This is a genomic window from Pseudomonas fontis (assembly GCF_028656955.1).
Lineage (GTDB): Bacteria > Pseudomonadota > Gammaproteobacteria > Pseudomonadales > Pseudomonadaceae > Aquipseudomonas > Aquipseudomonas fontis.
Map to the genome: position 1 here is coordinate 38,935 of NZ_JAMDGY010000014.1, position 25,013 is coordinate 63,947.

Below are 25,013 nucleotides of genomic sequence, written 5' to 3' on the forward strand. Positions count from 1 at the left end.
CACAGATCTCCAGCCTTCACCAGAATCTCCTGTGGGAGCCGGCCTTGCCGGCGATAGCATCAACCCGGTATCAGTGCTTGCTAGCTGCCAGAATCAGCGCCTTCATCTCCGCCACCGCCGACTTGAAGCCCACGAACAGCGCATGGGCCACCAGCGCATGGCCGATGTTCAGTTCATTGATCCCCTTGATCGCCGCCACCGCTTCCACGTTGTGGTAATGCAGGCCATGCCCGGCATTGACGATCAGCCCCCGGGCCAAGCCAAACGCCACGCCATCGGCCACCCGCTTGAGCTCTTCTGCCATTTCGGTCGGGGTATGGGCATCGGCGTAACGCCCGGTGTGCAGCTCGATCGCCGGCGCACCGACACGCCGCGAGGCCTCGATCTGCCGTTCGTCGGCATCGATGAACAGCGATACTTCCGAGCCCAGCCGCGACAAGCGCTCCACCGCCGCCTTGATCCGCGCTTCCTGGCCCGCGACATCCAGGCCACCTTCGGTGGTCAGTTCCTGACGGGTTTCCGGGACCAGGCAGATGTGCGCCGGGCGAATGCGCTCGGCGAACTGCATCATCTCTTCGGTCACGCCCATTTCGAAGTTCATGCGCGTTTGCAGCACGTCCTTGAGCACCAGGACATCACGTTCCTGGATATGCCGGCGGTCTTCGCGCAGGTGCACGGTAATGCCGTCGGCACCGGCCTCTTCGGCGTCCAGCGCGGCCTTGACCGGGTCGGGGTAACGCGTGCCACGGGCCTGGCGCAGGGTCGCCACGTGGTCGATGTTGACGCCGAGAAGGATGCGGTTGCTGTGGGTCACGAAGAGACTCTCCTGGAAATTGAGCCTCACAGCATACGACGTGCTTAGCGCTTGCGAAACAGTTCGCGACTGACCAATGGCCGCCCGCCCAGATGCACCGCCAATGCCTGGCGCATCAAACGCTTTGCCGCGCCCAACGCGCCCGGCACCGCCCAGTCGGCCTCGGCCATGGCCGCCAGCTCAGCGCCATGGAACAGGCCAGGCTGTACCAGGTAGACGCGCTCAAGCCCGGCGTCTACTTGCAGGCGGTACAGGCCGTCCGCTACCACCTGATCGCCGCTGATGTCCTGGGTAAGCGAAAAGCCGTAGCCCAGTTGATCCAGCAAACGCCACTCGAAGGCCCGCAGCAGCGGCTCCAGCGGGCGGCCGGCCGCCAGGGCCTGCAAGGTCGCGGCGTAATGCTCGAACAAGGTGGGATGGGGATCTTCGGCGGGCAGCACGCGGATCAACAGTTCGTTGAGGTACAAGCCGCTGAACAACGCATCGCCAATGAGCCAGGCGGCGACCCCGGCACTGTCCATGCGCCCGACGTTCTTCAGCTCGCCGCGCCCGCGAAACTCCACTTCCAGCGGCACGAACGGCCGCGCCAGGCTGCCGCCTTTGCCACGGGCACGGCGCAACACTGCGCGCAGGCGCCCTTGCGGAGTCAGGAAGTCGACCAGTGCGCTGGTTTCCCGGTAGGCTCGGCTGTGCAGCACGTAGGCCGGTTGGCCGTCTGGCAGTTCCATGGGATGCGCTTCGAAGGAAAGTCGGCCCGACACCGGACGGTGTCGGGCCTGAGGGGGTTACAGGTCGCCGTAGCCCAGCGAGCGCAGTGCGCGCTCGTCATCGGACCAGCCGCCCTTGACCTTGACCCAGAGGTTCAGCATGACCTTGGCGTCGAACAGCAGCTCCATGTCCTTGCGCGCCTCGGTACCGATACGCTTGATCCGCTCGCCCTTGTCGCCAATGATGATCTTCTTCTGGCCATCACGCTCGACCAGGATCAGGGCATGGATATGCAGCACGTGACCCTGCTGCTTGAACTCTTCGATCTCGACGGTGATCTGGTACGGCAGCTCTGCACCGAGCTGGCGCATGATCTTTTCGCGTACCAGCTCGGCGGCCAGGAAGCGGCTGCTGCGATCAGTGATCTGGTCTTCCGGGAAGAAGTGCTCGTTCTCCGGCAGGTGCTTGGCGATCAGCGCCTCCAGCGAATCGAGGTTGTGCCCCTGCTGCGCCGATACCGGGACGATCTCGGCGTTCGGCAGTTGCTCCTGCAGCCATTGCAGGTGCGGCATCAGGTCGGCCTTGTCTTCGATCCGGTCGGTCTTGTTGATCGCCAGGATCACCGGGCCCTGCACGTACTGCACCCGCTCGAGTACCAGTTGGTCTTCGTCGGTCCATTTGGTGCGGTCGACCACGAAGATCACCACGTCGACGTCTTTCAACGCTGCCGAGGCGGTCTTGTTCATGTAGCGGTTGAGCGCCTTTTCGTTGCTCTTGTGCATGCCGGGGGTGTCGACATAGACCGCCTGCACATCACCTTCGGTCTTGATCCCGAGCATGTTGTGGCGGGTGGTCTGCGGCTTGCGCGAAGTGATCGCCAGCTTTTGCCCGAGAATGTGGTTGAGCAAGGTCGATTTGCCCACGTTCGGACGGCCGACAATAGCGACGTAGCCGCAACGGGTAGTATTCGATTCAGTCATTGCCATTCTCCACGCCCAGGGCGATCAGTGCTGCGGCGGCCGCTACTTGCTCAGCGATACGCCGGCTAACGCCCTGCCCTCGGCTTTTTTCAGTCAGCAGGGTAACTTCGCATTCGACGAAGAACGTCCGGCAATGCGGCTCGCCCTGGATATCTACCACTTCATAGCGGGGCAGTTCGCAACCGCGCGACTGCAGGAATTCCTGCAAGCGGGTTTTTGGGTCCTTGTTGGTGTCGACCAGGGTCAGGCTTTCGAATTCACCTGCCAGCCAGGCCAGCACCCGATCCCGCGCGGTCTGCATGTCGGAGTCGAGGTAGATCGCACCGATCAGCGCCTCAAGGGCATCGGCGAGGATCGACTCGCGACGGAAGCCGCCGCTTTTCAGCTCGCCGGAGCCCAGGCGCAGGTACTCGCCCAGGTCGAAACCGCGGGCCAGTACCGCCAGGGTCTCACCTTTGACCAGGCGTGCGCGCAAACGCGACAACTGGCCTTCACGGGCCTGCGGGAAGCGCTCGAACAGCGACTCGCCGGCAACGAAGTTGAGGATCGCATCGCCCAGAAACTCCAGCCGTTCGTTGTTGCGGCCGGCAAAGCTGCGGTGCGTGAGGGCCAGCAGCATCAGCTCCTGGTTCTTGAAGGTGTAGCCGAGCTGGCGCTCGAGGCGGCTCAAGGGAACGCTCACAGAGTACCCACGCACAGTTCGTGGTCGATGGTCAGCAACGACGCCACAGCGTCGGGCCCACACAGTTCAAACCGGCTCAATGCCGTCATGCTTAACGCGTTGTTCAAATGCAGATCCTGAAAGACTGTTTTGATTCATGCCTGACGGCATGGCGTACCGGTGCGGCCCATGGGCCTGTTGGATACAGCCTATGCCAGAAAAGCATTCGGCGCTGTCCCTGGACAGCGCCGTTATGGTGTTACTTGATCAGACCCACTCGCGAGAGGCTCGGGAAGTGGCTCAGCTTGGGCTCCGGCCAGCTCATCCAGACGGCAAAGGCCTTGCCGACGATGTTCTGGTCCGGGACCATGCCCAGCAGCTCCTTGGGAATGTTCGGATCATCCCAGTAGCGGCTGTCGTTGGAGTTGTCGCGGTTGTCACCCATCATGAAGTAGTGACCCGCCGGGACCACCCACTGCTGATCAGGCGGCATGCGGTAGCGGCTCATCTCCTTGCGGATCAGGTGCTCGGCCTCGCCCAGCTTCTCCTTGTACAGCTCGGCGCTGCCCAGGGTGCCCGGCTCGGTGCCGACCAACTGCTCGGCAATCGCCTGGCCGTTGACGTACAGGCGCTTGTCGCTGGAGTAACGGACCTGATCGCCCGGCAGACCGACCACACGCTTGATGTAGTTGACGTTCGGATCGCTCGGGAAGCGGAACACCATTACATCGCCGCGCTGCGGATCGCCAATCTCGATGACCTTTTTATCGATCACCGGCAGGCGGATGCCGTAGGAGAACTTGTTGACCAGGATAAAGTCGCCCACTTCCAGCGTTGGTTTCATCGAGCCCGACGGAATCTGGAACGGCTCAACCAGAAACGAGCGCAACACCAGCACGATGAACAGCACCGGGAAGAACGACTTGCCGTACTCGACCAGCAACGGCTCCTTGTTCAACTGCTCGAGCACCGCCACTTCAGGCTGGCTGACGCTGCCCTGATAGGTGGTGATCGCCGCCCGCCGACGCGGGGCCAGGAACAGCAGATCGATCAGGGCCAGCAGTCCGCAGACCGCGACGGCGATGACTAACAACAGCGGGAAATTTAGCGACATAGGACCTAACTATCCAACCTGAGCACGGCGAGGAAGGCTTCCTGTGGAATTTCCACGTTGCCGACCTGTTTCATGCGTTTCTTACCGGCCTTCTGCTTTTCCAACAGCTTGCGCTTACGGCTCACGTCGCCACCGTAGCATTTGGCCAGTACGTTCTTTCTGAGCGCCTTGACAGTCGTGCGCGCCACAATCTGCCCGCCAATGGCGGCCTGGATTGCCACATCGAACATCTGCCGAGGAATCAGTTCTTTCATCTTTTCGGTCAACGCACGCCCTTTGTAGTGCGCGTTGTCGCGGTGCACGATCAGCGCCAGGGCGTCGACCTTGTCACCGTTGATCAGGACATCCAGCTTGACCAGGTTGGCCGACTGGTAGCGATCGAAATGATAGTCCAGCGAGGCGTAACCGCGACTGGTGGATTTCAGACGGTCGAAGAAGTCCAGCACCACTTCGTTCATCGGCAGGTCGTAACGCACCTGCACTTGCGAACCGAGGAACTGCATGTCGCGCTGGACGCCGCGTTTCTCGATGCACAGGGTGATGACGTTGCCCAGGTGTTCCTGCGGCACGAGGATGGTCGCGGCCACGATTGGCTCACGGAAGTCCTCGACCGCCGAGACGTCCGGCAGGCGCGACGGGTTGTCGACGTAGATGGTTTCGCCGGTCTTGAGCTTGACCTCGAAGATTACGCTTGGCGCCGTGGTGATCAGGTCCAGGTCGTACTCGCGCTCCAGGCGCTCCTGGATGATCTCCATGTGCAGCATGCCGAGGAACCCGCAACGGAAGCCGAAGCCCAGGGCATCGGAGCTTTCTGGCGAGTATTGCAGCGAGGAGTCGTTCAGGGTCAGCTTTTGCAGGGCGTCGCGGAAGTCTTCGAAGTCTTCGGACGATACCGGGAACAGACCGGCATAAACCTGCGGCTGGATGCGCTTGAAGCCTGGCAGCACTTCGACGTCAGGGGTCGAGCTCAGGGTCAGGGTGTCACCGACCGGCGCGCCAAGGATTTCCTTGATGCTGGCAATGATGAAGCCCACTTCACCGGCCTTGAGGTCAGCGGTTTGCGTGTGCTTGGGGGTGAATACACCGACGCTGTCGACCAGATGCACCTTGCCGGTGGACTTGACCAGGATCTTGTCGCCCTTCTTCACGCGGCCATTACGCACGCGCACCAGGGAGACGACGCCCAGGTAGTTGTCGAACCAGGAGTCGATGATCAACGCTTGCAGCGGTGCCTCGATGTCGCCGGTTGGCGCCGGGATGGTCTGCACCAGGCGCTCGAGCACCTCGTCCACGCCCATGCCGCTCTTGGCGCTACAGGCCACGGCGTCGGTGGCATCGATACCGATGATTTTCTCGATTTCGTCCTTCACACGGTCCGGATCGGCCTGTGGCAGGTCCATCTTGTTCAGGACCGGCATGACTTCCAGGCCCTGCTCGATGGCGGTGTAGCAGTTGGCAACCGACTGGGCTTCCACGCCTTGACCCGCATCGACCACCAGCAGCGCGCCTTCACAGGCCGCCAACGAACGGCTGACCTCATAGGTGAAGTCAACGTGGCCGGGGGTGTCAATGAAGTTCAGCTGGTAGGTGATGCCATCGTTCGCCTTGTACGACAGGGTAACGCTGTGCGCCTTGATGGTGATCCCGCGCTCACGCTCCAGGTCCATGGAGTCGAGTACCTGGGCCTCCATCTCGCGGGCAGACAAGCCGCCACACATCTGGATGAAGCGGTCGGCCAGCGTCGACTTGCCATGGTCAATGTGGGCGATGATGGAGAAATTGCGGATATGACTCAAATCACTCACGGGTCAACACTCAAAATGGCTGCAGGCCGAACGCCCGCCGAAAAATAGCCGGGAATTGTACCTGATACCGCAAGGTTATGGGAGATTCCATGTTGTCGGACAATGCGCTTTCATCTTGTCGGCGCACACAAAAAAGGGCAGCCATGGCCGCCCTTTTCCGCTCAAATCGGCTTATTCAGCCAGTTTGAAGGTGATGAAGCTCGCGCGCCCCTGACGCAGGACTCGCATCGAAACCGAGCGGTTTTTCGGCAGGTCCTTGGCGATTTCGGTGAATTCCTTCGCCGAGCTGATCGCCTGGTTGTTCAGGTGGCTGATCACGTCACCCGGGCGCAGGCCGATCAAGGCTGCCGGACCATCCTGCACTTCCTTGATGACAACGCCACCCTTGAGCTCCAGGGTTTTCTTCTGCTCTGCGGTCAGGTCGGCGACCGACACGCCCAGGCGATTGCTGCTGCGCTCAACGCCGCCGTTGGCCGTGGTGGTAACGTCCGGGTCTTCATCCGGCAGTGCACCGATGGTCACATCCAGGGTCTGGCGCTTGCCGTTGCGGATGATGTCCAGCTTGGCCTTGGCGCCGTCTTTCAGGTTACCGACCAGGTGTGGCAGGTCGGCGGACATGATGATCGGCTGGCCGTTCATGCTCAGGATCACGTCACCCACTTGCAGGCCGCCCTTGGCCGCAGGGCCATCGTCGAGCACCTGGGCTACCAGGGCACCGGCAGGCTTATCCAGGCCGAAGGATTCGGCGAGGTCCTTGTTGACCTCCTGGATCACTACGCCCAGCCAGCCGCGGCTGACCTTGCCGTCTTTTCTCAGCTGGTTGGAGACGTCCATCGCCACATCGATCGGGATCGCGAAGGACAGGCCCATGAAGCCGCCGGAGCGGGTGAAGATCTGCGAGTTGATCCCGACCACTTCGCCGTTCATGTTGAACAGCGGGCCACCGGAGTTACCCGGGTTGATCGCCACGTCGGTCTGGATGAACGGCACATAGGTGTCGTTGGGCAGGGTCCGGCCCTTGGCGCTGACGATACCTTTGGTCACCGAATGGTCGAAGCCGAACGGCGAACCGATCGCCAGCACCCACTCACCGACCTTGAGCTTATTGGAATCACCCAGCTTGACGATCGGCAGGTCTTTGCCTTCGACCTTCAGCAGGGCTACGTCAGTGCGCTGGTCGGTGCCGACCAGCTTGGCTTGCAGCTCGCTGCGGTCCGACAGACGGACGATGATTTCATCAGCATCGGCCACCACGTGGTTGTTGGTCAGGATGTAGCCGTCGCTGGAGATGATGAAACCCGAACCCAGCGATTGCGCTTCGCGCTGGCGGTCGCCACGCGGTGAACGCGGGTTCTGCGGCATGTTGCGCTCGAAGAACTCGCGCAGACCAGGCGGCAGGCCCTCAAGGTCGGGCATCTGGCCGGCGGCATACTTGCGATCCGGCAGCTTCTGCTTGGTACTGATGTTCACCACGGCCGGCGAGGCTTGCTCAACCAGGGTGGTGAAGTCCGGCAGGGCTTCGGCTTGCGCGCTGACGACCTGGCCGAGCATGAGCACGGCGGCGACCAGCGATAAGTAGGATTTCAAGCGTGGTATTGACATACGGCTCCCGTCACAACGAGCGTGGTTAAGCGGCCTGCAAATGCAAAAAACCCGGTAGCACTCCCAAAGGGCTGCGACCGGGTTCGGTGCATCGGCATTCTTGATGCTGCAACAGCAGTAAAGGCCAGACCCTTTCGGGACTGACCTATAGAAAATTCTGGATGATTTTGCAAACTTGAAGGCTTACCAATCATTTCAGGGTCTCAGCGGCCTGCCGATCATTCAAGCTTCACCTCGTGTGTTCGCTCAATGGTCAGCAGCTCACTGACTGGCCTGGGCATCTTGTGCCCGCATCGACAGGGCTACCCGTTCGGCGGTGCCGATTGGAATCTCGCCCACCACGGTCACCATCACCTCGCCCTTGGGCGTGGTCAGGCGGCGCGATACCGCTACAGTCGGGCCAAGCTGGGTGCGAACATCCGCCCCGGCAGCGCCATCCACGGCCTCCAGGAACACCGAGAAGCGCGCCAGGCCATCGTCATACATCAGGCTACTGACAGCGCCTTTACCCGCAGGGTCCTTGCGTACGCTGCTGTTGATCAGCTCAAACCCTGGCGGCAGCCAATCGGAACGCCAACCGGCCACCGATTCACTGCTACGGGCCACCGATTGGGCAACCGGCTTGCAGTTGCCGCTGGGCCGCAGCTCAGCGTCGTCCGGAATATCAGCGGTATCCAGACGAGTGAACTGGAAGCGCTCGAGCAACTGCTCCTTGTCGTTGATCAACAAGGATTTGAGCGGCAACGCAGTTTTGTCGTCCAGGTGTATTTCAAAGGCGTAGCGATGTTGATCACGCGGCCTGAGGGTAATGATCGTGACATCACGGCCAGCCACTCGAGAGTGACCGGCCACGCTCAGGTCGTACCAATTCATCAACTTCAGTGGATCGAGCACACGCGCCGACGACTCCGTCGCATTGCCTACCCCTTGCACCAGGGTCCCGCTTACGCACTGGGTCTGCCCATCGACACGCACGACTTCCTGGGCCGGGCCATCGAGCTGCAACAACCGCTCGCTGACTTTGCCGTCCTGGACCCGATGCCAGATGTCGTGGGTGGAGAAGCTGCCATTACGCTCGTAAACGAAAGTACCTTGGTAACTCTGCTGTTGCTCGGCCTTCGCCAACCGGTTGAGCCAGTCGGCGGCATCTGTCGATGAGTTGGCGGCCAGAGCCGGCATCGCCATGCCTACACCGAGCAAGAGCGGTATGAAAGGTAGCGCGCGCATGATCCTCCTTACTTAGCGATTTTCCAGGCTAGCCGCACGGGCATAGGGCAGAGCGCTTTCGGTACCTTTCACGGCAGCTTCCTGAGCGTGCTGGCGCAGATAGCCTGGCAGACGCTGGTCTTGCCAGCCGCTTTGACCCTGCAGCACACCATTGGCCATCGGACCGGTAGGTTGCTCGGCACTTTCACTATAGCCTGCCAAAACCGCCGGGCCTTGGACCTGAGGCATGTTCAGGCCAGGTTGTGCCGGTTGCTGTGCAGCCAACTGGGCACCCGTGATTTCGTCCTGGTTGTACAGGCGAACACCTGCCAGTACCGCAACCGTGACCGAGGCGGCTACCGCCAGACGGCCCAGCGTACGCCAAGGGCCGCGAGCGACCTTGACCGGCGTGGCTTCTTCGGCCAGTGCAGCAGACACCGCCGAGGCGATATCCAATTTAGGCAGCAGCAACTCCTTGTGCATGGCTGCGCGGGCTACCTGGTAACGCGACCAGGTGGCACGGGTTTCGGTGTCGTCCACGGCACTCAGTACCCGGCGTAACTCCAGTTCATCCGCTTCGTTATCCATCACCGCGGACAGCGATTCCTGCAACGCTTCACGACTCATGGCGGTTCCTCTCTTGGCTGTCGCCGCTGTCTCAGGTTTCCTGCAACAACGGCTGCAGGGCTTTATCAATGGCCTCCCGAGCGCGGAAAATTCGAGAGCGCACGGTACCCACTGGACACTGCATGACGCTCGCAATGTCCTCGTAACTCAGACCATCGAATTCACGTAAAGTTAATGCCGTACGCAAATCTTCTGGCAGCTGCTGGATGGTTCGATGAACGGTGTCTTCGATCTCATCACGCAGCAGCGCACGTTCTGGGGACTCGAGGTCTTTGAGGCCATGATCGCCATCGTAAAACTCTGCATCCTCGGAACTTACGTCACTATCCGGTGGCCGACGACCGCGGGACACCAGGTAATTTTTCGCCGTGTTGATCGCAATCCGGTAGAGCCAGGTGTAAAACGCACTGTCTCCACGAAAATTGCCTAGCGCACGGTAAGCCTTGATGAACGCTTCTTGCGCCACATCCTGGGCTTCGTGGGTGTCGTGCACAAAACGCACGATCAACCCGAGAATCTTGTGCTGATACTTCAGCACCAACAGATCAAACGCTCGCCTGTCGCCACGCTGAACGCGCTCGACAAGCTGCTGATCCTCTTCCTGGGTTAGCATGAACTCTCCTCGGTAAACCAGGAGGGGCGCTGCATCAGCCATCGTTCAGGCTTGCAACCATAGACTCGGGCTTTTCGCAAAAGTTCTCCCCTCCCGGCAAGTTTCCTGCGGCCCTTGGTCGGCTCGCACGAAAAACGCAGCGCGGTCACGGCCGGCTGCGTAAATAATCGGTTTTCGCAATACATGGGCAGTGCCGAAACTGACGTCGCGCCCCATTGCTGCGGCGCCCTGACCTACAGGCAACCTTCTATGGATACACGCAATTCCAGGAAAGTTCCCACATAACACCGTCAGGACATAACAGACGCCATGGAAATCAGGGCATTGAGGCTGCTATAAAGGCAACCACCCCAGATTCACGATAGTTTCACAATGCCATAAACGCCTGACCATTGTGCCGATACCCCCGTCCTTATACTAGTGTCCTTCGTGGTCGCCCTCGCGCGGAAATTCCAAGACATGAGCCAACAATTCCAACATGACGTTCTTGTGATCGGCAGCGGTGCCGCTGGCCTCAGCCTGGCGCTGACCCTCCCCAGCCACCTGCGCATCGCCGTCCTGAGCAAAGGCGACCTGGCCAACGGCTCGACCTTTTGGGCCCAGGGCGGCGTGGCCGCCGTGCTCGATGACACCGACACCGTACAGTCGCATGTCGAAGACACCCTCAATGCCGGCGGCGGGCTCTGCCATGAAGATGCCGTACGCTTCACCGTCGAGCACAGCCGCGAATCCATCCAGTGGCTGATCGACCAGGGCGTACCCTTTACCCGTGACGAGCACGCCAGCGACGATGACCGCGGCTTCGAGTTCCACCTTACCCGCGAAGGCGGCCACAGCCATCGGCGCATCATTCATGCGGCCGATGCCACCGGCGCGGCGATTTTCACCACACTGCTCGCCCAGGCCCGCCAGCGCCCGAACATCGAGTTGCTGGAGCAACGCGTTGCCGTCGATCTGATTACCGAGCGCCGCCTGGGCCTGGACGGCGACCGCTGCCTGGGCGCCTACGTGCTCGACCGCAGCACCGGCGAAGTGGACACCTTCGGCGCGCGCTTCACCGTGCTCGCCACCGGTGGCGCGGCCAAGGTCTACCTCTACACCAGCAACCCGGACGGCGCCTGCGGCGATGGCATCGCCATGGCCTGGCGCGCCGGCTGTCGCGTGGCGAACCTTGAGTTCAACCAGTTCCACCCGACCTGCCTGTACCACCCGCAGGCCAAGAGCTTCCTGATCACCGAAGCGCTGCGTGGTGAAGGCGGCCTGCTCAAGCTGCCCAATGGCGAGCGCTTCATGCCGCGCTTCGACCCACGTGCCGAGCTGGCCCCGCGCGATATCGTCGCCCGTGCCATCGACCACGAGATGAAGCGCCTGGGCGTGGATTGCGTGTACCTGGACATCAGCCACAAGCCGGCCGAGTTCGTCAAAAGCCACTTCCCGACAGTCTATGAACGCTGCCTGACCTTCGGCATCGACATCACCCAGCAAGCCATTCCCGTAGTGCCCGCCGCGCATTACACCTGCGGCGGCGTGATGGTCGATGATCAGGGCCACACCGACGTGCCGGGCCTGTACGCCATTGGCGAAACCAGCTTCACCGGCCTGCACGGCGCCAACCGCATGGCCAGCAACTCGCTGCTTGAATGCTTCGTCTACGGCCGCTCGGCTTCGGCGGACATCGTCGCCAAGTTGGCGGCAGTAGACATGCCGCTGGCCCTGCCATGCTGGGATGCCAGCCAGGTCACCGACTCGGATGAGGATGTGATCATTGCGCACAACTGGGACGAACTGCGGCGATTCATGTGGGACTATGTCGGCATCGTGCGTACCAACAAGCGCTTGCAACGTGCCGAGCACCGGGTGCGTCTGCTGCTCGACGAGATCGACGAGTTCTACAGCAACTACAAGGTCAGCCGCGACCTGATCGAGCTGCGCAACCTGGCCCAGGTGGCGGAGTTGATGATTCGTTCGGCCATGCAGCGCAAGGAGTCACGCGGGCTGCATTACACCCTGGACTACCCCGACATGCTCGCCGAGGCCCGCGACACTATTCTGCAGCCGCCCACCTACGCCGACTGAACTTCAAGCGCAAACGCAGGCGCCGGTGTTGCACCGGCTCCAGCGCGTCATGGGCAATGCACAGGCTTTCGCCAAGGCGGCGCCCTTGGCGGCGATAACGCAGCACCACCAGGCCGGGCAGCGCCAGGCTGTCGCGCAGCAACTGCACCGGCTGCCAGCCATCCGCCGCACGCCACAGATACCAACCCTGCGCATCACGGCGCAAACGGGTAACGGCATACGCGTGGTTGAGCAGAATACGACGCGGGATCACCCAGGCGGCATGCGCCAGGCACAGCAGTGCGCCAACCAGGCTTGTCCAGAGGGGAATATCGAGAATCAGCAATGCCGCCAAGGCGAACAATTGGCAGGCGAGGTACACCGCCAGCAGGCTTTTCGAGCCTTGCCAGCGGCATTCGAAACGGTCACTTGGGCTGGACACGGTCCAGGATGATGCGAACCATGCGTTGCAGCTCAGGGTCTTCGGACTCGTTGCGCTCCATGAACCAGCCGAACATGTCCTGGTCTTCACAGCCCAGCAGGCGCCAGTACAACTCACGGTCTTCCTTGCTCAGCGTGGCGTAGACGTCCTGGCTGAAAGGTACCAGCAACACGTCCAGCTCGAGCATGCCGCGGCGGCTATGCCAAAACAGACGGTTGAGTTCAATTTGTTCGACCATCGGGCCCTCCTCGAATAGGCGGCCAGTATACAGGCCCCGCTTGCCATGGGCACAAGGCGTTGGTCGCGTGTCATGTTGCCAGATGATGACTGGTCCCCAGCCTGCTACCTATTTTGCCGGTAGCCCTCTATGATGGCCTCCAGTCTTATTTACCTGCGATGACCCATGGCCGACTCCGCTTTTTTCTGCCCCCTGTCTCACGAGGGCGTCCTCGCCGTCCGCGGCTCTGACGCCGGCAAGTTCCTGCAAGGTCAGCTGACCTGCAACATCAGTTACCTCAACGAACACACTGCAAGCCTTGGCGCCCGCTGCATGGTCAAGGGCCGCATGCAATCGAGCTTCCGCATCCTGCCCGAGGCCGATGGCTTCCTCCTGGCGATGGCCCGCGAGCTGCTGGAACCGCAGTTGGCCGACCTGAAAAAATACGCAGTGTTCTCCAAAGCCAAGCTCACCGACGAATCAGCCGCCTGGGCGCGTTTCGGCCTGCACGATGGCGACGCCGCGCTGCAGGCACTGGGCCTTGAAGTGCCGGCGCAAACCGATGCAACGACCCGCCACAACGGCCTGATCGCCATCGCCGCGTCACCCCGGCGCATCGAGCTCTGGGTACCCGCAGCGCAAGCCGACGCCGTGCGCGAGCAACTGCTGACGCACCTGCCAGAGGGCGATCTGAACGGCTGGTTGCTGGGGCAGATTCGCGCCGGTATCGGCCAGGTCATGGAGCAGACCCGCGAACTGTTCATCCCGCAGATGATCAACCTGCAAGCCGTTGGCGGCGTCAGCTTCAAGAAAGGCTGCTACACCGGCCAGGAAATCGTCGCGCGCATGCAGTACCTGGGCAAGCTCAAGCGCCGCCAGTACCGCGTGGCCCTGGACAGCGACACCCTGCCGGCCCCCGGTACCGAGATCTTCTCGCCAACCCACGGCTCCTCGATTGGTGAGGTGGTCCTGGCTGCGCGCAGCGAACAGGGCAGCGAACTGCTGGCGGTGTTGACGGCTGACTCAGTGGAAGACAACAACCTGCACCTGGGCAGCAAGGAAGGCCCGCGCCTGACGCTGCTGTCCCTGCCTTATGAACTGGACCGTGACCGCGAGATCCAGCGTTGAGCCAGACTCCCTCCATGAACGCGGTAGAAAACCAACGATGAACACGCTGGCCGAGATGGTGAGGACGCAGCTGCTGGTGGCCATCGACAACGACGATCTGGTGTTGCCGACCCTGCCCGAAGTGGCCCTGAGCATCCGCGAAGCGGCAGAAGACACCGAGATCAGCGTCAATGCGCTGAGCAAGGTGATCGGCCGTGACGCAGCCCTGGCTGCGCGCCTGATCAAGGTGGTCAACAGCCCGCTGCTGCGGGCGGCTACCGAAGTCACCGACCTGCAGACCGCCATTACCCGACTGGGCATCAACTACAGCTGCAACCTGGCCATCGGCCTGGTGATCGAGCAGATCTTCCATGCCCGCTCCGAAGTGGTCGAGCAGAAAATGCGCGAAATCTGGGCAACCAGCCTGGAAGTTGCCGGTATCAGCTATGAACTGTGCATGCGCTTTACCCAGCTCAAGCCTGACCAGGGTGCCCTGGCCGGGCTGGTCCACCAGATCGGCGTGCTGCCGATCCTGACCTACGCCGAAGAGCACAACGAATTGTTGTCCGACCCGGTGTGCCTGAACCATGTGATCGAGCAGATCCACCCGGTGCTGGGCGACAAGATCCTCAGCGTCTGGGAGTTCCCCGAGCTGCTCGCCGGCTTGCCCAGCCAGGTCCAGGACCTCGACCGGCACAGCAACAAGGTCGACTACGTGGATGTCGTGCAGATCGCTCGCGCGCTCAGCGATGTTGGCCGTGAACGCCCCCTGGCCGCCCTGCCCGCCTACCGCCACCTGAACCTGCCGGCCGGCAGCCAGCTGTCGATTGGTGAGCTGCTGGGCGCCCGGCACATGTTCCGCTAGGGCTTACTGCGCCGGGGGGAAACTGACCCGTACCTTGAGCCCGCCACCCTCGCCGTCATGCAGGCTGATCTGCGCCAGGTGCGCCCGGCAGATCTCGCCGACGATGGCCAGGCCCAACCCCGTGCCTTGGGCACTGCGCCGGTAGAAGCGCTCGAACACCCGCTCACGCTCCTGTTCCGGGATGCCTGGACCATCATCTTCGACTTCCAGTACGCCCGGCTCGCTGACCCGCAAGATCACGTTGCCGTCCTTGGGCGTATGGGCCAGGGCGTTGTCGACCAGGTTGCTCAGCAGTTCGTTGAGCAGGGTCGGCTCACCACGTACCCAGACCGGGGTTTCAGCTTCCAGGGCCAGGGCCACGCCGCGCGCATGCGCCAGCGGTGCCATGGCCATGCCCAGTTCACGCGCCAGCTGGCTGAGATCAAGCAACTGCGCGCCGCCTTCGGCAATCGCCCGCGCGCCGTTTTCCACCCGCGCCAATGAAAGCAACTGGTTGGCCAGGTGGGTCAGCCGGTCGGTGCCCTGCGCAGCCGACTCCAGGGTGTCGTGCCAAACTTGTGGCTCCTTCGAACGCAGCCCCAACTCGACCCGCGCCTTCAGCGCAGCCAGCGGCGTACGCAGCTCATGGGCGGCATCGGCAATGAACTGTGCCTGACGCTCGAACTGCCCACGCAGGCGCTCGGTGAAATGGTTCAAGGCCCGCACCAGCGGCCCCAGCTCCTGCTGCACCTGCACCAACGGCAAGGCGCGCAGGTCGTCCGGCTGACGCTCCTCCACTGCGCTGCGCAAGCGTTCCAGCGGGCGCAGCGCGGCACTGACGGCAAACCACACCAGCATCAACGCCCCCAGCGCCAGCATGCCCAGGCGCAACAAGGTGTCGGCCATCAGCCCACGGGCCATGCGCACCCGCGCCTCCTCGGTCTCGGCCACGCGAATTTCGGCCATGCCGTTCATGTTTGGTTCGGTCACCGCCTTGAGCAGGCTCACCACGCGTACGTCCTGCCCCAGGTAGCGGGCATCGTAGAAGCGCGCCAGGGCCGGATAATCGTCGGTACGCGGGGTGCCGGGCGGTGGCGCTGGCAGGTTTTCGTAGCCGGAAATCAGCTTCTGGTGGATATCGTTGACCTGGTAGTAGATCCGCCCGGCGCTGTCGTAGGCGAAGGTATCCAGGGCCACATAGGGCACATCGGCACTCAGGGTGCCGTCGCGCTGGGACAGGCCAGCGGCGATGGTCCGCGCCGAGGCCAGCAAGGTGCGGTCATAGGCGGTGTCGGCCGCTTCGCGACCGTTCCAGTAGGCGCTCAGGCCGCTGGCCACCATCAACACCACCAGCAGCAGGGCCAGGTTCCACAGCAGCCGCGTGCGCAGGCTGCCGGCGTCACGCATCGCGATGCTCCAGCAGGTAGCCGAGCCCGCGGAAGGTGACGATTGCCACTGCATGCCCATCGAGCTTCTTGCGCAGGCGGTGCACGTAGATTTCGATGGCGTCGGCGCTGGCCTCTTCGTCCAGGCCAAAGACCTGGGCAGCCAACTGCTCCTTGCTCATGACCCGGCCCGGGCGGGCGATCATGGCCTCGAGCACGGCCTGCTCACGCGAGGTCAGGGTCAGCAGCTCATCGCCGAGGCTGAAGCGCCGGGTATCCAGGTCATAGACCAGCGGGCCACAGCGCTGCTGGCGCTCGCCGCCCAGCACACTGCGGCGCAGCAAGGCTTTTACCCGCGCCTCCAGCTCGGTCAGCTCGAACGGTTTGGCAAGGTAGTCATCGGCGCCCAGGTTGAGGCCATGGACCCGGTCCTTGACGTCGCTGCGGGCGGTGAGCATCAGCACCGGCACGGTCTTGCCGCGCGCGCGCAAACGCGCCAGCACCTCAAAGCCGTCCATGCGTGGCAAGCCGACATCCAGCACCGCCACGGCATATTCCTCCGTGGCCAGGGCCAGGTCGGCGGCGACGCCATCGTGCAGCACATCGACGGTCAGGCCCGTGCTTTTCAGGGCCTGGGCCACGCTTTCGGCCAACTGCAGATGGTCTTCGACGAGCAGCACACGCATGGGTTTCTCCTGGTCGCGTCGCGGTCAATGGCGCGGAGTTTACAGAGGACGGCGCGCCTGTGAAGCCATCGATTCCACGAAAACGCATTGAAAGGTTAGCGAAAGGTTCAGCCCCTAGCATCGACAAACGGCCCTTTCCGGGTGCCGTAGATCGAACCGCAGTGTTCGAACCCAATAAGAACAATAACGGAGTCACTCCACGATGCTGTCCATGCAGCCAAAGGCGTCCGCGCCTATCCGTCGTTTGCACACCCGCCCCACTGCCGTTGTCAGCGCCCTTGCCCTTGTCGGCGTCGCCCCGCTGAGCCAGGCCGCGTTCTTCGAAGACAGCACTGCGACCTTCGAGACCCGCAACATGTACTTCAATCGCGACTTCCGCGATGGCACCAGCAAGCAGCAATCCAAGCGCGACGAATGGGCCCAGAGCTTCATGCTCAACTTCGAGTCCGGCTACACCGACGGTACGGTCGGGTTCGGCCTGGATGCGTTGGGCATGGTCGGGGTCAAGCTCGACTCCAGCAAGGACCGCACCGGTAGCGGCCTGTTGCCGACCCACGATGACGGCAAGGCGGCCGATGAGTACTCCAAGCTCGGCCTGACCGGCAAGGTGAAGATCTCGGCCACCGAACTCAAAGTCGGCACGTTGCTTCCGGAACTGCCAATCCTCAAGGCCAACGACGGGCGCATCCTGCCGCAGACCTTCGAAGGCGGCTTGCTGACCTCCAAGGAAATCAAGAACCTGACCTTCACCGGCGGACGCCTGGAGAAAGCCAAGGACCGCGATGACACCAACTGGGAAGACATTGCCCTCAACAACAAGAACAGCCGCTTTCTCGGCTCGGTTGCCGGCAACCATTTCGACCTCGCGGGCCTGGACTACAAGTTCACCGATCGCATCACCGGCAGCTACCACTTCGCCCAGCTCGACGATGTCTACAACCAGCACTTCGTCGGCATGGTCGCGACCCAGCCTTGGGGCCCCGGCACCTTGGGCGCCGACCTGCGCCTGGCACTGAGCGACGACCAGGGCCAGGCCCGTGGCGGCAAGATCGACAACACCTCGCTCAACGGCATGTTCAGCTACGCCCTGCTCGGCCACAAGTTCAGCGCGGCCTACCAGAGCATGTCCGGCGACAGCGCCTTCCCCTACGTGGATGGTTCCGACCCGTACCTGGTCAACTTCGTGCAGATCAACGACTTCGCCGGGGCCGATGAAAAGTCCTGGCAGGTGCGCTACGACTACGACTTCGCCAAACTGGGCATTCCAGGCCTGAGCTTCATGAGCCGCTACATCAGCGGCGACAACGTCAGCCTGGCCAATGGCAGCGAAGGCAAAGAGTGGGAACGCAACACCGAGTTCAAATACGTAGTGCAAAGCGGCGCGTTGAAAAACGTCGCCGTGCGCCTGCGTAACGCCACCTACCGCTCAAGCTTTGCCCGCGATGCCGATGAAGTACGGCTGTTGGTGAGTTACAGCGTGGCGCTGTGGTAATCCCCGATAACAACAATCAACGGAGATCAACAATGACTTTTTCACTGCGCCGAATCGCTCTTGCCACTGGCTGCCTGCTGTTCGCCGGCCAGGTACTGGCTGCTGAACCGAAACGTCCTGAATGCATCGCCCCGGCATCCCCCGGTGGTGGTTTCGACCTGACCTGCAAGCTGGTACAGAGCGCGCTGGTCAACGAGAAGATCCTCAGCAAACCCATGCGTGTTACCTACATGCCCGGCGGTGTCGGCGCAGTAGCCTACAACGCCGTCGTCGCCCAGCGCCCAGGCGATGCCGGGACCCTGGTGGCCTGGTCGAGCGGTTCGCTGCTGAACCTGGCCCAAGGCAAGTTCGGGCGTTTCGATGAGAACGCCGTGCGCTGGCTGGCGGCGGTCGGCACCAGCTACGGCGCGATTGCGGTGAAAAGCGACTCGCCGTACAAGACCCTCGACGACCTGGTCGCGGCGTTGAAGAAAGACCCAAGCAAGGTAGTGATCGGCTCCGGCGGCACCGTGGGCAGCCAGGACTGGATGCAGACCGCGCTGATCGCCAAGGCCGCCGGGATCAACCCGCGTGACCTGCGCTACGTGGCCCTGGAAGGCGGTGGCGAAATTGCCACGGCCCTGCTCGGCGGGCATATCCAGGTGGGCAGTACCGACATCTCCGACTCCATGCCGCACATCCAGAGCGGTGACATGCGCCTGCTGGCCGTGTTCGCCGAGAACCGCCTGGACGAGCCGGAAATGAAGGAAATCCCGACCGCCAAGGAACAGGGCTACGACATTGTCTGGCCGGTGGTACGTGGCTTCTATGTCGGGCCGAAGGTGAGCGATGAGGAATACGACTGGTGGAAAGCCTCGTTCGACAAGCTGCTGGCGTCCGAGGACTTTGCCAAGTTGCGTGACCAGCGCGAGCTGTTCCCGTTCGCCATGACCGGCCCAGAACTGGACACCTACGTGAAGAAGCAAGTGGCGGACTACAAGGCATTGGCCAAGGAATTCGGGCTGATTCAGTAAGCGCTTGCCTGTAGGAGCGGTGCTGCATGCCCGGCCTCATCGCCGGCAAGGCCGGCTCCCACAGGTCACTTGGTAAACCTTAAAAGTTGCTCATGACGTTGCCCCTGTGGGAGCTGGCCTTGCCAGCGATGCCCCCGCAGGGGCGACGCCTGTCCGCGAGGATTCGCTATGATCCTGCAACGCTGCTTCGCCCTGATTTTGCTGGCGGTCTGCATTACCCTGGCCGTCATGGCCTGGCCCTACCAGGCTGCCTTTTCCTATGAGCCGGTCGGCCCACGCGCCTACCCGCTGTTGATGCTCGGCCTGATGGGCCTGGGCCTGCTGTACCTGGCCATCCGCCCGACGCCCATCGTGCGCAAGGACGACGAGCCGGAACTGGACCGCGAATCCCTGATCAAGATCGGCGCCTGCGTGCTCTTGCTGCTGGTATTCGCCTCTACCTTCGAATCGCTGGGCTTCATCCTCAGCAGCATCCTCATCGGCATCCCGATGGCCCGCCTGTATGGCGGTCGCTGGCTGCCTAGCGTGGCGATCATCAGCCTGATGAGCATCGCCCTGTACCTGCTGTTCGACCGCACCATGGATGTGCCACTGCCCCTCGGCCTGCTCGACGTTCTGGAGAACTGATATGGATACGCTTGGCTATCTGGGCCAGGGCTTCGGCGTCGCCCTGACCCCGTACAACCTGGTTACCGCACTGTGCGGCACGCTGATCGGCACTGTGGTCGGCCTGCTCCCGGGCCTGGGCCCGATCAACGGCGTGGCGCTGTTGATCCCCATCGCCTTCGCCCTCGGCCTGCCACCGGAGTCGGCACTGATCCTGCTGGCCGCGGTGTACCTGGGCTGCGAATACGGCGGCCGGATCAGTTCGATCCTGCTGAACATTCCTGGCGAAGCATCGACCGTCATGACCACCCTCGACGGCTACCCGATGGCCCGCAAAGGCCTGGCCGGTGTAGCCCTGTCGCTGTCGGCATGGAGCTCGTTCATCGGTGCCTTCATCGCCACCTGCGGCATGGTGCTGTTCGCCCCGCTACTGGCGAAATGGGCGATTGCCTTCGGGCCGGCGGAGTACTTCGTGCTGATGGTGTTCGCCATCGTCGCGCTAGGCGGCATGGCCGGTGACCGACCGCTGAAGACCTTTATCGCAGCGCTGATCGGCCTGTTCCTTTCCGCCGTGGGTATCGACGCCAACAGCGGCGTGTACCGCTTCACGGGTGACAGCGTGCACCTGGCCGACGGTATCCAGTTCGTCGTGCTGGTCCTGGGCCTGTTCTCCATCAGCGAGATCCTCCTGCTGCTGGAAAAAACCCACCACGGCCACCAGGCGGTGAAAGCCACCGGGCGCATGCTGTTCAACTTCAAGGAAGCGGCATCGGTGTTCTGGGTGAACATCCGCTGTGGCCTGCTCGGCTTCTTCATGGGCGTGTTGCCCGGGGCCGGTGCCACCCTCGCCAGCGCCGTGGCATACATGACCGAGAAGCGCCTGGCCGGTGCCAGCGGCACCTTCGGTGAAGGCGACAAGCGCGGCCTGGCCGCTCCGGAAACCGCCATCGGTGCCTCCTGCTGCGGCGCCTTGGTGCCCATGCTGACCCTCGGCGTACCCGGCTCGGGCACCACCGCAGTGATGATCGGCGCACTGACGCTGTACAACATCACCCCGGGCCCGTTGCTGTTCCAGCAGCAGCCGGACATCGTCTGGGGCCTGATCGCCTCGCTGTTCATCGCCAACATCATGCTGGTGATCCTGAACATCCCGATGGTGCGTCTGTTCACCCGCATCCTGGCGGTGCCGAACTGGGCCCTGGTGCCGATCATCGCGATCATTACCGCGATTGGCGTGTATGCCGTGCATGCGACCACCTTCGACCTGTTCCTGATGATCGCCATCGGCATCTTCGGCTACATCCTGCGCAAGCTGGACTTCCCGTTGTCGCCGCTGCTGCTGGGCTTCATCCTCGGTGGCCTGATGGAGCAGAACCTGCGCCGTGCACTGTCGATCTCCAACGGTGAACTGCACATCCTCTGGGCCAGCCCGATCAGCATGAGCGTGTGGGCCCTGGTCGCACTGATGCTGGTGCTGCCGCTGATGCGCATCTGGCGCAAGCGCAGTGCCCAGCGCCGCGCCCTGGCCAATGTCTGACCGTTCACTGAAACGGTGGTGGGCAACCCCGCTGGTCGGCCTGGCCGGCGGGTACCTGGCCAGCTGCGTAGGCTGGCCTTTGCCGTGGATGGTCGGCTCGTTGTTGGCGATCATCCTGGTGCGTTGCCTGACCCCCTGGCAGATCACCGAAATACCCCATGGCCGCAAAGGCGGCCAGTGGATCATCGGCATCGGCATCGGCCTGCATTTCACCCCGCAAGTGGTGGAGCAGGTCGCCAGTCATTTCGGCTTGATCTTCTTCGGCGCTCTGATCACCAGTGTGTCCAGCCTGCTCGGCGTGTGGTTGCTGCGCCGGACCGGGGAAGACCGCGCCACCGCGTTCTTCTCCAGCATGCCGGGCGGCTCCGGGGAGATGGTCAACCTCGGCGCACGCAACGGCGCGGTGCTCAGCCGCGTTGCGGCGGCGCAGAGTTTGCGGGTGTTGGCGGTGGTGCTGCTGGTGCCCGCCGCGTTCAAGTTCCTGCTCGGCGATGGCGTGCCGCTGAGGCATGCGGGCGCAGTGGACTGGGGCTGGCTGGCCGTCATTGCACCGCTGGGCGTATTGGCCGCCTTCATCTGGCAGCGCCTCAGGCAACCCAACCCCTGGCTGTTCGGGCCACTGCTGGTGGCATCGGTCATCAGCATCAGCGGCAACCTGCACGTGGGCTTGCCCGACGGCGCCAGCCAGATCGGCCAGTGGCTGATTGGCAGCGGCCTGGGCTGCCACTTCAACCGTGCGTTCTTCCGCCGTGCACCGTCCTTCCTGGGCCGCACGATGATCGCCACGGCCCTGACCATGCTGATCGCGGCGCTGGCCGCCTGGGTCTTGAGCGCCGTGACGCAACTGGACCTGCGCTCGCTGACCCTGGGCATGATGCCCGGCGGCATTGCCGAAATGAGCCTCACGGCGGAAACCCTGCAACTGTCAGTGCCGCTGGTAACCGCCCTTCAGGTCATGCGCCTGTTGTTCGTACTGTTCCTCGCCGAGCCGTTGTTCCGGCATTGGGCGGGTGAGCGCAGCGTGCCCTCAGAGCGCCGGTAAGGTCCAGTCGATAGGGGCCTGGCCGTTCTGCTCGAGGAACTTGTTGGTGCGACTGAAGTGCCCGCAACCGATGAACCCGCGATAGGCGGACAGCGGTGACGGATGCACCGAGGTCAGCACCAGGTGTTTCTCCGGGTCGATCAAGCTGCGCTTGCTCTGGGCATGGGCACCCCAGAGCAGGAACACCAGGCCGTTCTGGTGCTCGTTGACCACCTCGATGATCCGGTCGGTAAAGAACTGCCAGCCCTTCTTGGCATGCGAGGCGGCATTGGCGCGTTCCACGGTCATGGTGGTGTTGAGCATCAGCACGCCCTGGTTTGCCCAGTGTTGCAGGTAGCCGTGGGTGGGAATGGCGATGTTCAGGTCGCGCTGCAATTCCTTGTAGATGTTCACCAGCGACGGTGGCGTGGGGACCCCCGGCTGCACCGAAAAGCACAGGCCATGGGCCTGGCCTGGGCCGTGATAGGGGTCCTGGCCGAGGATCACCACTTTCACCTGGTCCAGCGGCGTGGAGTTCAGGGCGCTGAAAATCAGCGGGCCTGGCGGGTAGATTTCCTTGCCGGCAGCGTGCTCCTGGCGCAGGAACTCGCGCAGCTCGTGCATGTAAGGCTGGTCGAACTCGGCGCGCAGGGCGTGCTTCCAGCTGGGTTCGAGTTTGATGCGGTCGTCGTCAGTCATGGGGTCATCCGGTCAACAATGGGGCGGACACTAGGAAAGCTGCCCGCGCTTGTCAATCGATCCGACCGGCGACCGGCACATTCACGCCCAGCGGCCATACTTATCGGGATAACCCTAGTGAGGTTGCCCATGGCCGTGCAGTTCGAACTACTCACCGGCGTTGATGGGGCCCGCATCGGTATCGCCACACTGGATGCGCCGGCGTCGCTCAATGCCCTTTCACTTCCGATGATCGAGGTGCTCGATGAGCACCTGAATGCCTGGGCCGACGACCCGGCGATTGTCTGTGTGTTGTTACGCGGCAACGGGCCCAAGGCCTTCTGTGCCGGTGGCGATGTGCGCAGCCTGGTCGAGGCCTGCCGAGCCCACCCAGGGGAAGTCCCGCCCCTGGCCGCACGCTTCTTTGCCGCGGAATATCGTCTCGACTATCGCCTGCACCACTACCCCAAGCCGCTGCTGTGCTGGGGCCATGGCCATGTGCTGGGCGGTGGCATGGGGCTGCTGCAAGGCGCGAGCATTCGTATCGTCACCCCCGGCAGCCGGTTGGCGATGCCGGAGATCAGTATCGGCCTGTACCCGGATGTCGGCGCCAGCTGGTTTCTCTCCCGGCTGCCGGGTCGGCTGGGGTTGTTCCTCGGTTTGACCGGTGCGCCGATCAATGCCCGCGACGCGCTGGACCTGGGTTTGGCAGACCGGTTCATGGCGGAAGCGCAGCAGGAGGAGTTGATTGACGGCCTGTTGCAGTTGAACTGGCAGGAACAGACGGCCATGCAGCTCAACAGCCTGCTCAAGGCCCTGCAATTGCAGGCCCGCGACCACCTGCCTGCCGCGCAATGGCTACCGCGCCGGCAGCGGATCGATGAATTGCTGGATGTCAGCGACCCGGCCTGTGCCTGGCGGGCGATCTCGCAATTGCGCCAGCAGGATGACCTGGTATTGGCCAAGGCGGCGCAGACCTTGATGGAGGGCAGCCCGTTGACGGCCCACCTGGTGTGGCAACAGATCCGCAGGGCGCGTTACCTGTCGCTGGGGCAGGTATTCCAGATGGAGTATGCGATGAGTTTGAACTGCTGCCGGCATCCGGAGTTCAGCGAGGGGGTGCGGGCCCGCTTGCTGGACAAGGACCAGAAGCCGCATTGGCACTGGCCAGAGATTGCCCAGGTGCCCACGGCGGTGGTTGAGGCACATTTCAGCAAAGCTTGGGAGGGACGGCACCCGCTGGCGGATCTAGTGTGATCGCTTTATTGCCATAGCGACATGTGGAGAGGCATGTGGGAGCCGGCCTTGCCGGCGATGAGGCCGGTATTGATGACGGCGGGTTCCCCGCCGATCGCTGGCAATGCCAGCTCCCACAGAGGCTTGTGCAAGGAAGTTGTTCCGCAGCGTCAGTGATGGTTAAAAATCGCCTCCACCCTCAACGGTGCCAGTTCCGATCCGGCCATCCATCCCGGTTGCGGTCCTGATTCCCCCGCGAAGGCCCCTGGCGATGGTAACGCGAGTCATACCCCCGCCCAGGATACGGTTTGTAATACGGCCCCGGTGCCGGCCGGTAATAACGCGGCGCCGGCGCGTAGTAGCGCGGTTGCGGCGGCACGACATAGTAGCCACGGTTGTAGTAGTTGTTCGGATACGCCGGCCGGTAGTAACCCGGGTAACCATAGCGATCAGCACTGTACACCTCGGTGCGGTAGTAGTCCTGGCCTCCGTAATAGGGTGCGCAAGCGGTTGTCAGCAATGCAAGCGAGACAATCAGCAAAATTCGACGATACATGGCGGCCT

Annotated in this window: 25 protein-coding genes; 9 read left to right on the forward strand and 16 right to left on the reverse strand. The window is 62.7% G+C overall.

All coding sequences use genetic code 11. The annotated features are described in order from the left end of the window. Positions 1-70: 70 nt before the first annotated feature. The 10 genes from pdxJ to rpoE form a co-directional block, all read right to left on the reverse strand. Entirely contained in the window at positions 71-814 is a 744-nt protein-coding gene (gene pdxJ, locus M5G11_RS05130; RefSeq protein WP_273910824.1) for a pyridoxine 5'-phosphate synthase, read from the reverse strand. Positions 815-858: 44 nt separating this feature from the next. Next, complete coding sequence (gene recO, locus M5G11_RS05135) at positions 859-1,542, reverse strand: DNA repair protein RecO (RefSeq protein WP_273910825.1); 684 nt, start codon at positions 1,540-1,542, stop codon at positions 859-861. 57 nt (positions 1,543-1,599) lie between these two features. Next, a complete protein-coding gene (era, locus tag M5G11_RS05140) occupies positions 1,600-2,502 on the reverse strand; it encodes a GTPase Era (RefSeq protein ID WP_273910827.1) in 903 nt (300 codons plus the stop codon). Then, positions 2,495-3,184, reverse strand: a complete 690-nt coding sequence (rnc, locus tag M5G11_RS05145) for a ribonuclease III (protein ID WP_273910828.1) — start codon at positions 3,182-3,184, stop codon at positions 2,495-2,497. The genes era and rnc overlap by 8 nt, the downstream gene beginning before the upstream one ends. Before the next feature lie 238 nt (positions 3,185-3,422). Further along, positions 3,423-4,277, reverse strand: a complete 855-nt coding sequence (gene lepB, locus M5G11_RS05150; RefSeq protein WP_273910830.1) for a signal peptidase I — start codon at positions 4,275-4,277, stop codon at positions 3,423-3,425. Between the two features lie 5 nt (positions 4,278-4,282). After that, positions 4,283-6,082, reverse strand: coding sequence for a translation elongation factor 4 (lepA, locus tag M5G11_RS05155; protein ID WP_273910831.1), 1,800 nt, complete (start codon positions 6,080-6,082; stop codon positions 4,283-4,285). 171 nt (positions 6,083-6,253) lie between these two features. Beyond that, a complete protein-coding gene (locus M5G11_RS05160) occupies positions 6,254-7,633 on the reverse strand; it encodes a DegQ family serine endoprotease (protein ID WP_420793811.1) in 1,380 nt (459 codons plus the stop codon). A gap of 312 nt (positions 7,634-7,945) precedes the next feature. Continuing rightward, positions 7,946-8,911 carry a MucB/RseB C-terminal domain-containing protein gene (locus M5G11_RS05165; protein WP_273910833.1) on the reverse strand — a complete coding sequence of 322 codons (966 nt, stop codon included), beginning with the start codon at positions 8,909-8,911 and terminating at the stop codon, positions 7,946-7,948. A 12-nt stretch (positions 8,912-8,923) separates the two neighbouring features. Continuing rightward, on the reverse strand, positions 8,924-9,517 hold the full coding sequence (locus M5G11_RS05170) for a sigma-E factor negative regulatory protein (RefSeq protein WP_273910835.1): 594 nt from the start codon (positions 9,515-9,517) through the stop codon (positions 8,924-8,926). A gap of 31 nt (positions 9,518-9,548) precedes the next feature. Next, a complete protein-coding gene (gene rpoE / locus M5G11_RS05175) occupies positions 9,549-10,130 on the reverse strand; it encodes an RNA polymerase sigma factor RpoE/AlgU (protein ID WP_273910837.1) in 582 nt (193 codons plus the stop codon). Between the two features lie 459 nt (positions 10,131-10,589). Between rpoE and nadB the strand changes: the two genes are divergently transcribed. Then, a complete protein-coding gene (nadB, locus tag M5G11_RS05180; protein ID WP_273910838.1) occupies positions 10,590-12,206 on the forward strand; it encodes an L-aspartate oxidase in 1,617 nt (538 codons plus the stop codon). On the opposite strand, the gene M5G11_RS05185 is transcribed toward nadB, so the two are convergent. Beyond that, positions 12,175-12,627: a protein YgfX gene (locus M5G11_RS05185; protein WP_273910839.1), complete on the reverse strand. Its 453-nt coding sequence runs from the start codon at positions 12,625-12,627 to the stop codon at positions 12,175-12,177. The two genes, nadB and M5G11_RS05185, sit on opposite strands and share 32 nt — an antisense overlap. Further along, complete coding sequence (locus tag M5G11_RS05190; RefSeq protein WP_273910841.1) at positions 12,611-12,865, reverse strand: FAD assembly factor SdhE; 255 nt, start codon at positions 12,863-12,865, stop codon at positions 12,611-12,613. The genes M5G11_RS05185 and M5G11_RS05190 overlap by 17 nt, the downstream gene beginning before the upstream one ends. A 165-nt stretch (positions 12,866-13,030) precedes the next feature. Here M5G11_RS05190 and ygfZ point away from each other — a divergent pair, with 165 nt between their 5' ends. Both ygfZ and M5G11_RS05200 read left to right on the forward strand, forming a co-directional pair. Then, positions 13,031-13,972, forward strand: coding sequence for a CAF17-like 4Fe-4S cluster assembly/insertion protein YgfZ (gene ygfZ, locus M5G11_RS05195; protein ID WP_273910842.1), 942 nt, complete (start codon positions 13,031-13,033; stop codon positions 13,970-13,972). Between the two features lie 37 nt (positions 13,973-14,009). Further along, positions 14,010-14,816: an HDOD domain-containing protein gene (locus M5G11_RS05200; protein ID WP_273910843.1), complete on the forward strand. Its 807-nt coding sequence runs from the start codon at positions 14,010-14,012 to the stop codon at positions 14,814-14,816. A 3-nt stretch (positions 14,817-14,819) separates the two neighbouring features. On the opposite strand, the gene M5G11_RS05205 is transcribed toward M5G11_RS05200, so the two are convergent. Further along, a complete protein-coding gene (locus M5G11_RS05205) occupies positions 14,820-16,202 on the reverse strand; it encodes a sensor histidine kinase (protein ID WP_273910844.1) in 1,383 nt (460 codons plus the stop codon). Then, a complete protein-coding gene (locus M5G11_RS05210) occupies positions 16,195-16,866 on the reverse strand; it encodes a response regulator (protein WP_273910845.1) in 672 nt (223 codons plus the stop codon). Before M5G11_RS05210 ends, M5G11_RS05205 begins: the two co-directional genes overlap by 8 nt. A 202-nt stretch (positions 16,867-17,068) precedes the next feature. Here M5G11_RS05210 and M5G11_RS05215 point away from each other — a divergent pair, with 202 nt between their 5' ends. The 5 genes from M5G11_RS05215 (at position 17,069) to M5G11_RS05235 (ending at position 22,556) form a co-directional block, all read left to right on the forward strand. Beyond that, the gene (locus tag M5G11_RS05215) at positions 17,069-18,358 is read left to right on the forward strand and encodes an OprD family porin (protein WP_273910846.1); all 1,290 of its coding nucleotides are present in this window, start codon (positions 17,069-17,071) and stop codon (positions 18,356-18,358) included. A 32-nt stretch (positions 18,359-18,390) separates the two neighbouring features. Continuing rightward, positions 18,391-19,371: a Bug family tripartite tricarboxylate transporter substrate binding protein gene (locus M5G11_RS05220; protein WP_273910847.1), complete on the forward strand. Its 981-nt coding sequence runs from the start codon at positions 18,391-18,393 to the stop codon at positions 19,369-19,371. A gap of 168 nt (positions 19,372-19,539) precedes the next feature. After that, positions 19,540-19,998 (forward strand): tripartite tricarboxylate transporter TctB family protein, encoded by a 459-nt coding sequence (locus M5G11_RS05225; RefSeq protein ID WP_273910848.1) that lies wholly within the window; start codon positions 19,540-19,542, stop codon positions 19,996-19,998. Between the two features lies 1 nt (position 19,999). Next, entirely contained in the window at positions 20,000-21,514 is a 1,515-nt protein-coding gene (locus M5G11_RS05230) for a tripartite tricarboxylate transporter permease (RefSeq protein ID WP_273910850.1), read from the forward strand. After that, a complete protein-coding gene (locus tag M5G11_RS05235) occupies positions 21,507-22,556 on the forward strand; it encodes an AbrB family transcriptional regulator (RefSeq protein WP_273910851.1) in 1,050 nt (349 codons plus the stop codon). Before M5G11_RS05230 ends, M5G11_RS05235 begins: the two co-directional genes overlap by 8 nt. On the opposite strand, the gene ung is transcribed toward M5G11_RS05235, so the two are convergent. After that, positions 22,542-23,234, reverse strand: coding sequence for a uracil-DNA glycosylase (ung, locus tag M5G11_RS05240; RefSeq protein ID WP_273910853.1), 693 nt, complete (start codon positions 23,232-23,234; stop codon positions 22,542-22,544). The two genes, M5G11_RS05235 and ung, sit on opposite strands and share 15 nt — an antisense overlap. A gap of 129 nt (positions 23,235-23,363) precedes the next feature. On the opposite strand from ung, the gene M5G11_RS05245 reads away from it, so the two are divergent. Continuing rightward, positions 23,364-24,470 carry an enoyl-CoA hydratase/isomerase family protein gene (locus M5G11_RS05245; RefSeq protein WP_273910854.1) on the forward strand — a complete coding sequence of 369 codons (1,107 nt, stop codon included), beginning with the start codon at positions 23,364-23,366 and terminating at the stop codon, positions 24,468-24,470. A 178-nt stretch (positions 24,471-24,648) separates the two neighbouring features. Here the strand turns inward: M5G11_RS05245 and M5G11_RS05250 are convergent, their stop codons facing one another. Continuing rightward, entirely contained in the window at positions 24,649-25,005 is a 357-nt protein-coding gene (locus tag M5G11_RS05250) for a hypothetical protein (protein ID WP_273910855.1), read from the reverse strand. Positions 25,006-25,013 lie beyond the last annotated feature (8 nt).

What these genes read in the sequence shown, in the direction of transcription:
- recO (WP_273910825.1), bottom strand. Translation starts at nt 1,542, where the DNA reads ATGGAACTGCCAGACGGCCAACCGGCCTACGTGCTGCACAGCCGAGCC.
- M5G11_RS05210 (WP_273910845.1), bottom strand. Translation starts at nt 16,866, where the DNA reads ATGCGTGTGCTGCTCGTCGAAGACCATCTGCAGTTGGCCGAAAGCGTG.
- M5G11_RS05160 (WP_420793811.1), bottom strand. Translation starts at nt 7,633, where the DNA reads ATGCTCGGCCAGGTCGTCAGCGCGCAAGCCGAAGCCCTGCCGGACTTC.
- M5G11_RS05215 (WP_273910846.1), top strand. Translation starts at nt 17,069, where the DNA reads ATGCTGTCCATGCAGCCAAAGGCGTCCGCGCCTATCCGTCGTTTGCAC.
- M5G11_RS05220 (WP_273910847.1), top strand. Translation starts at nt 18,391, where the DNA reads ATGACTTTTTCACTGCGCCGAATCGCTCTTGCCACTGGCTGCCTGCTG.
- M5G11_RS05165 (WP_273910833.1), bottom strand. Translation starts at nt 8,911, where the DNA reads ATGCGCGCGCTACCTTTCATACCGCTCTTGCTCGGTGTAGGCATGGCG.
- M5G11_RS05230 (WP_273910850.1), top strand. Translation starts at nt 20,000, where the DNA reads ATGGATACGCTTGGCTATCTGGGCCAGGGCTTCGGCGTCGCCCTGACC.
- rpoE (WP_273910837.1), bottom strand. Translation starts at nt 10,130, where the DNA reads ATGCTAACCCAGGAAGAGGATCAGCAGCTTGTCGAGCGCGTTCAGCGT.
- M5G11_RS05225 (WP_273910848.1), top strand. Translation starts at nt 19,540, where the DNA reads ATGATCCTGCAACGCTGCTTCGCCCTGATTTTGCTGGCGGTCTGCATT.
- nadB (WP_273910838.1), top strand. Translation starts at nt 10,590, where the DNA reads ATGAGCCAACAATTCCAACATGACGTTCTTGTGATCGGCAGCGGTGCC.
- lepB (WP_273910830.1), bottom strand. Translation starts at nt 4,277, where the DNA reads ATGTCGCTAAATTTCCCGCTGTTGTTAGTCATCGCCGTCGCGGTCTGC.
- M5G11_RS05205 (WP_273910844.1), bottom strand. Translation starts at nt 16,202, where the DNA reads ATGCGTGACGCCGGCAGCCTGCGCACGCGGCTGCTGTGGAACCTGGCC.
- M5G11_RS05190 (WP_273910841.1), bottom strand. Translation starts at nt 12,865, where the DNA reads ATGGTCGAACAAATTGAACTCAACCGTCTGTTTTGGCATAGCCGCCGC.
- M5G11_RS05170 (WP_273910835.1), bottom strand. Translation starts at nt 9,517, where the DNA reads ATGAGTCGTGAAGCGTTGCAGGAATCGCTGTCCGCGGTGATGGATAAC.
- M5G11_RS05250 (WP_273910855.1), bottom strand. Translation starts at nt 25,005, where the DNA reads ATGTATCGTCGAATTTTGCTGATTGTCTCGCTTGCATTGCTGACAACC.
- M5G11_RS05200 (WP_273910843.1), top strand. Translation starts at nt 14,010, where the DNA reads ATGAACACGCTGGCCGAGATGGTGAGGACGCAGCTGCTGGTGGCCATC.
- ung (WP_273910853.1), bottom strand. Translation starts at nt 23,234, where the DNA reads ATGACTGACGACGACCGCATCAAACTCGAACCCAGCTGGAAGCACGCC.
- M5G11_RS05245 (WP_273910854.1), top strand. Translation starts at nt 23,364, where the DNA reads ATGGCCGTGCAGTTCGAACTACTCACCGGCGTTGATGGGGCCCGCATC.
- M5G11_RS05235 (WP_273910851.1), top strand. Translation starts at nt 21,507, where the DNA reads ATGTCTGACCGTTCACTGAAACGGTGGTGGGCAACCCCGCTGGTCGGC.
- ygfZ (WP_273910842.1), top strand. Translation starts at nt 13,031, where the DNA reads ATGGCCGACTCCGCTTTTTTCTGCCCCCTGTCTCACGAGGGCGTCCTC.
- era (WP_273910827.1), bottom strand. Translation starts at nt 2,502, where the DNA reads ATGACTGAATCGAATACTACCCGTTGCGGCTACGTCGCTATTGTCGGC.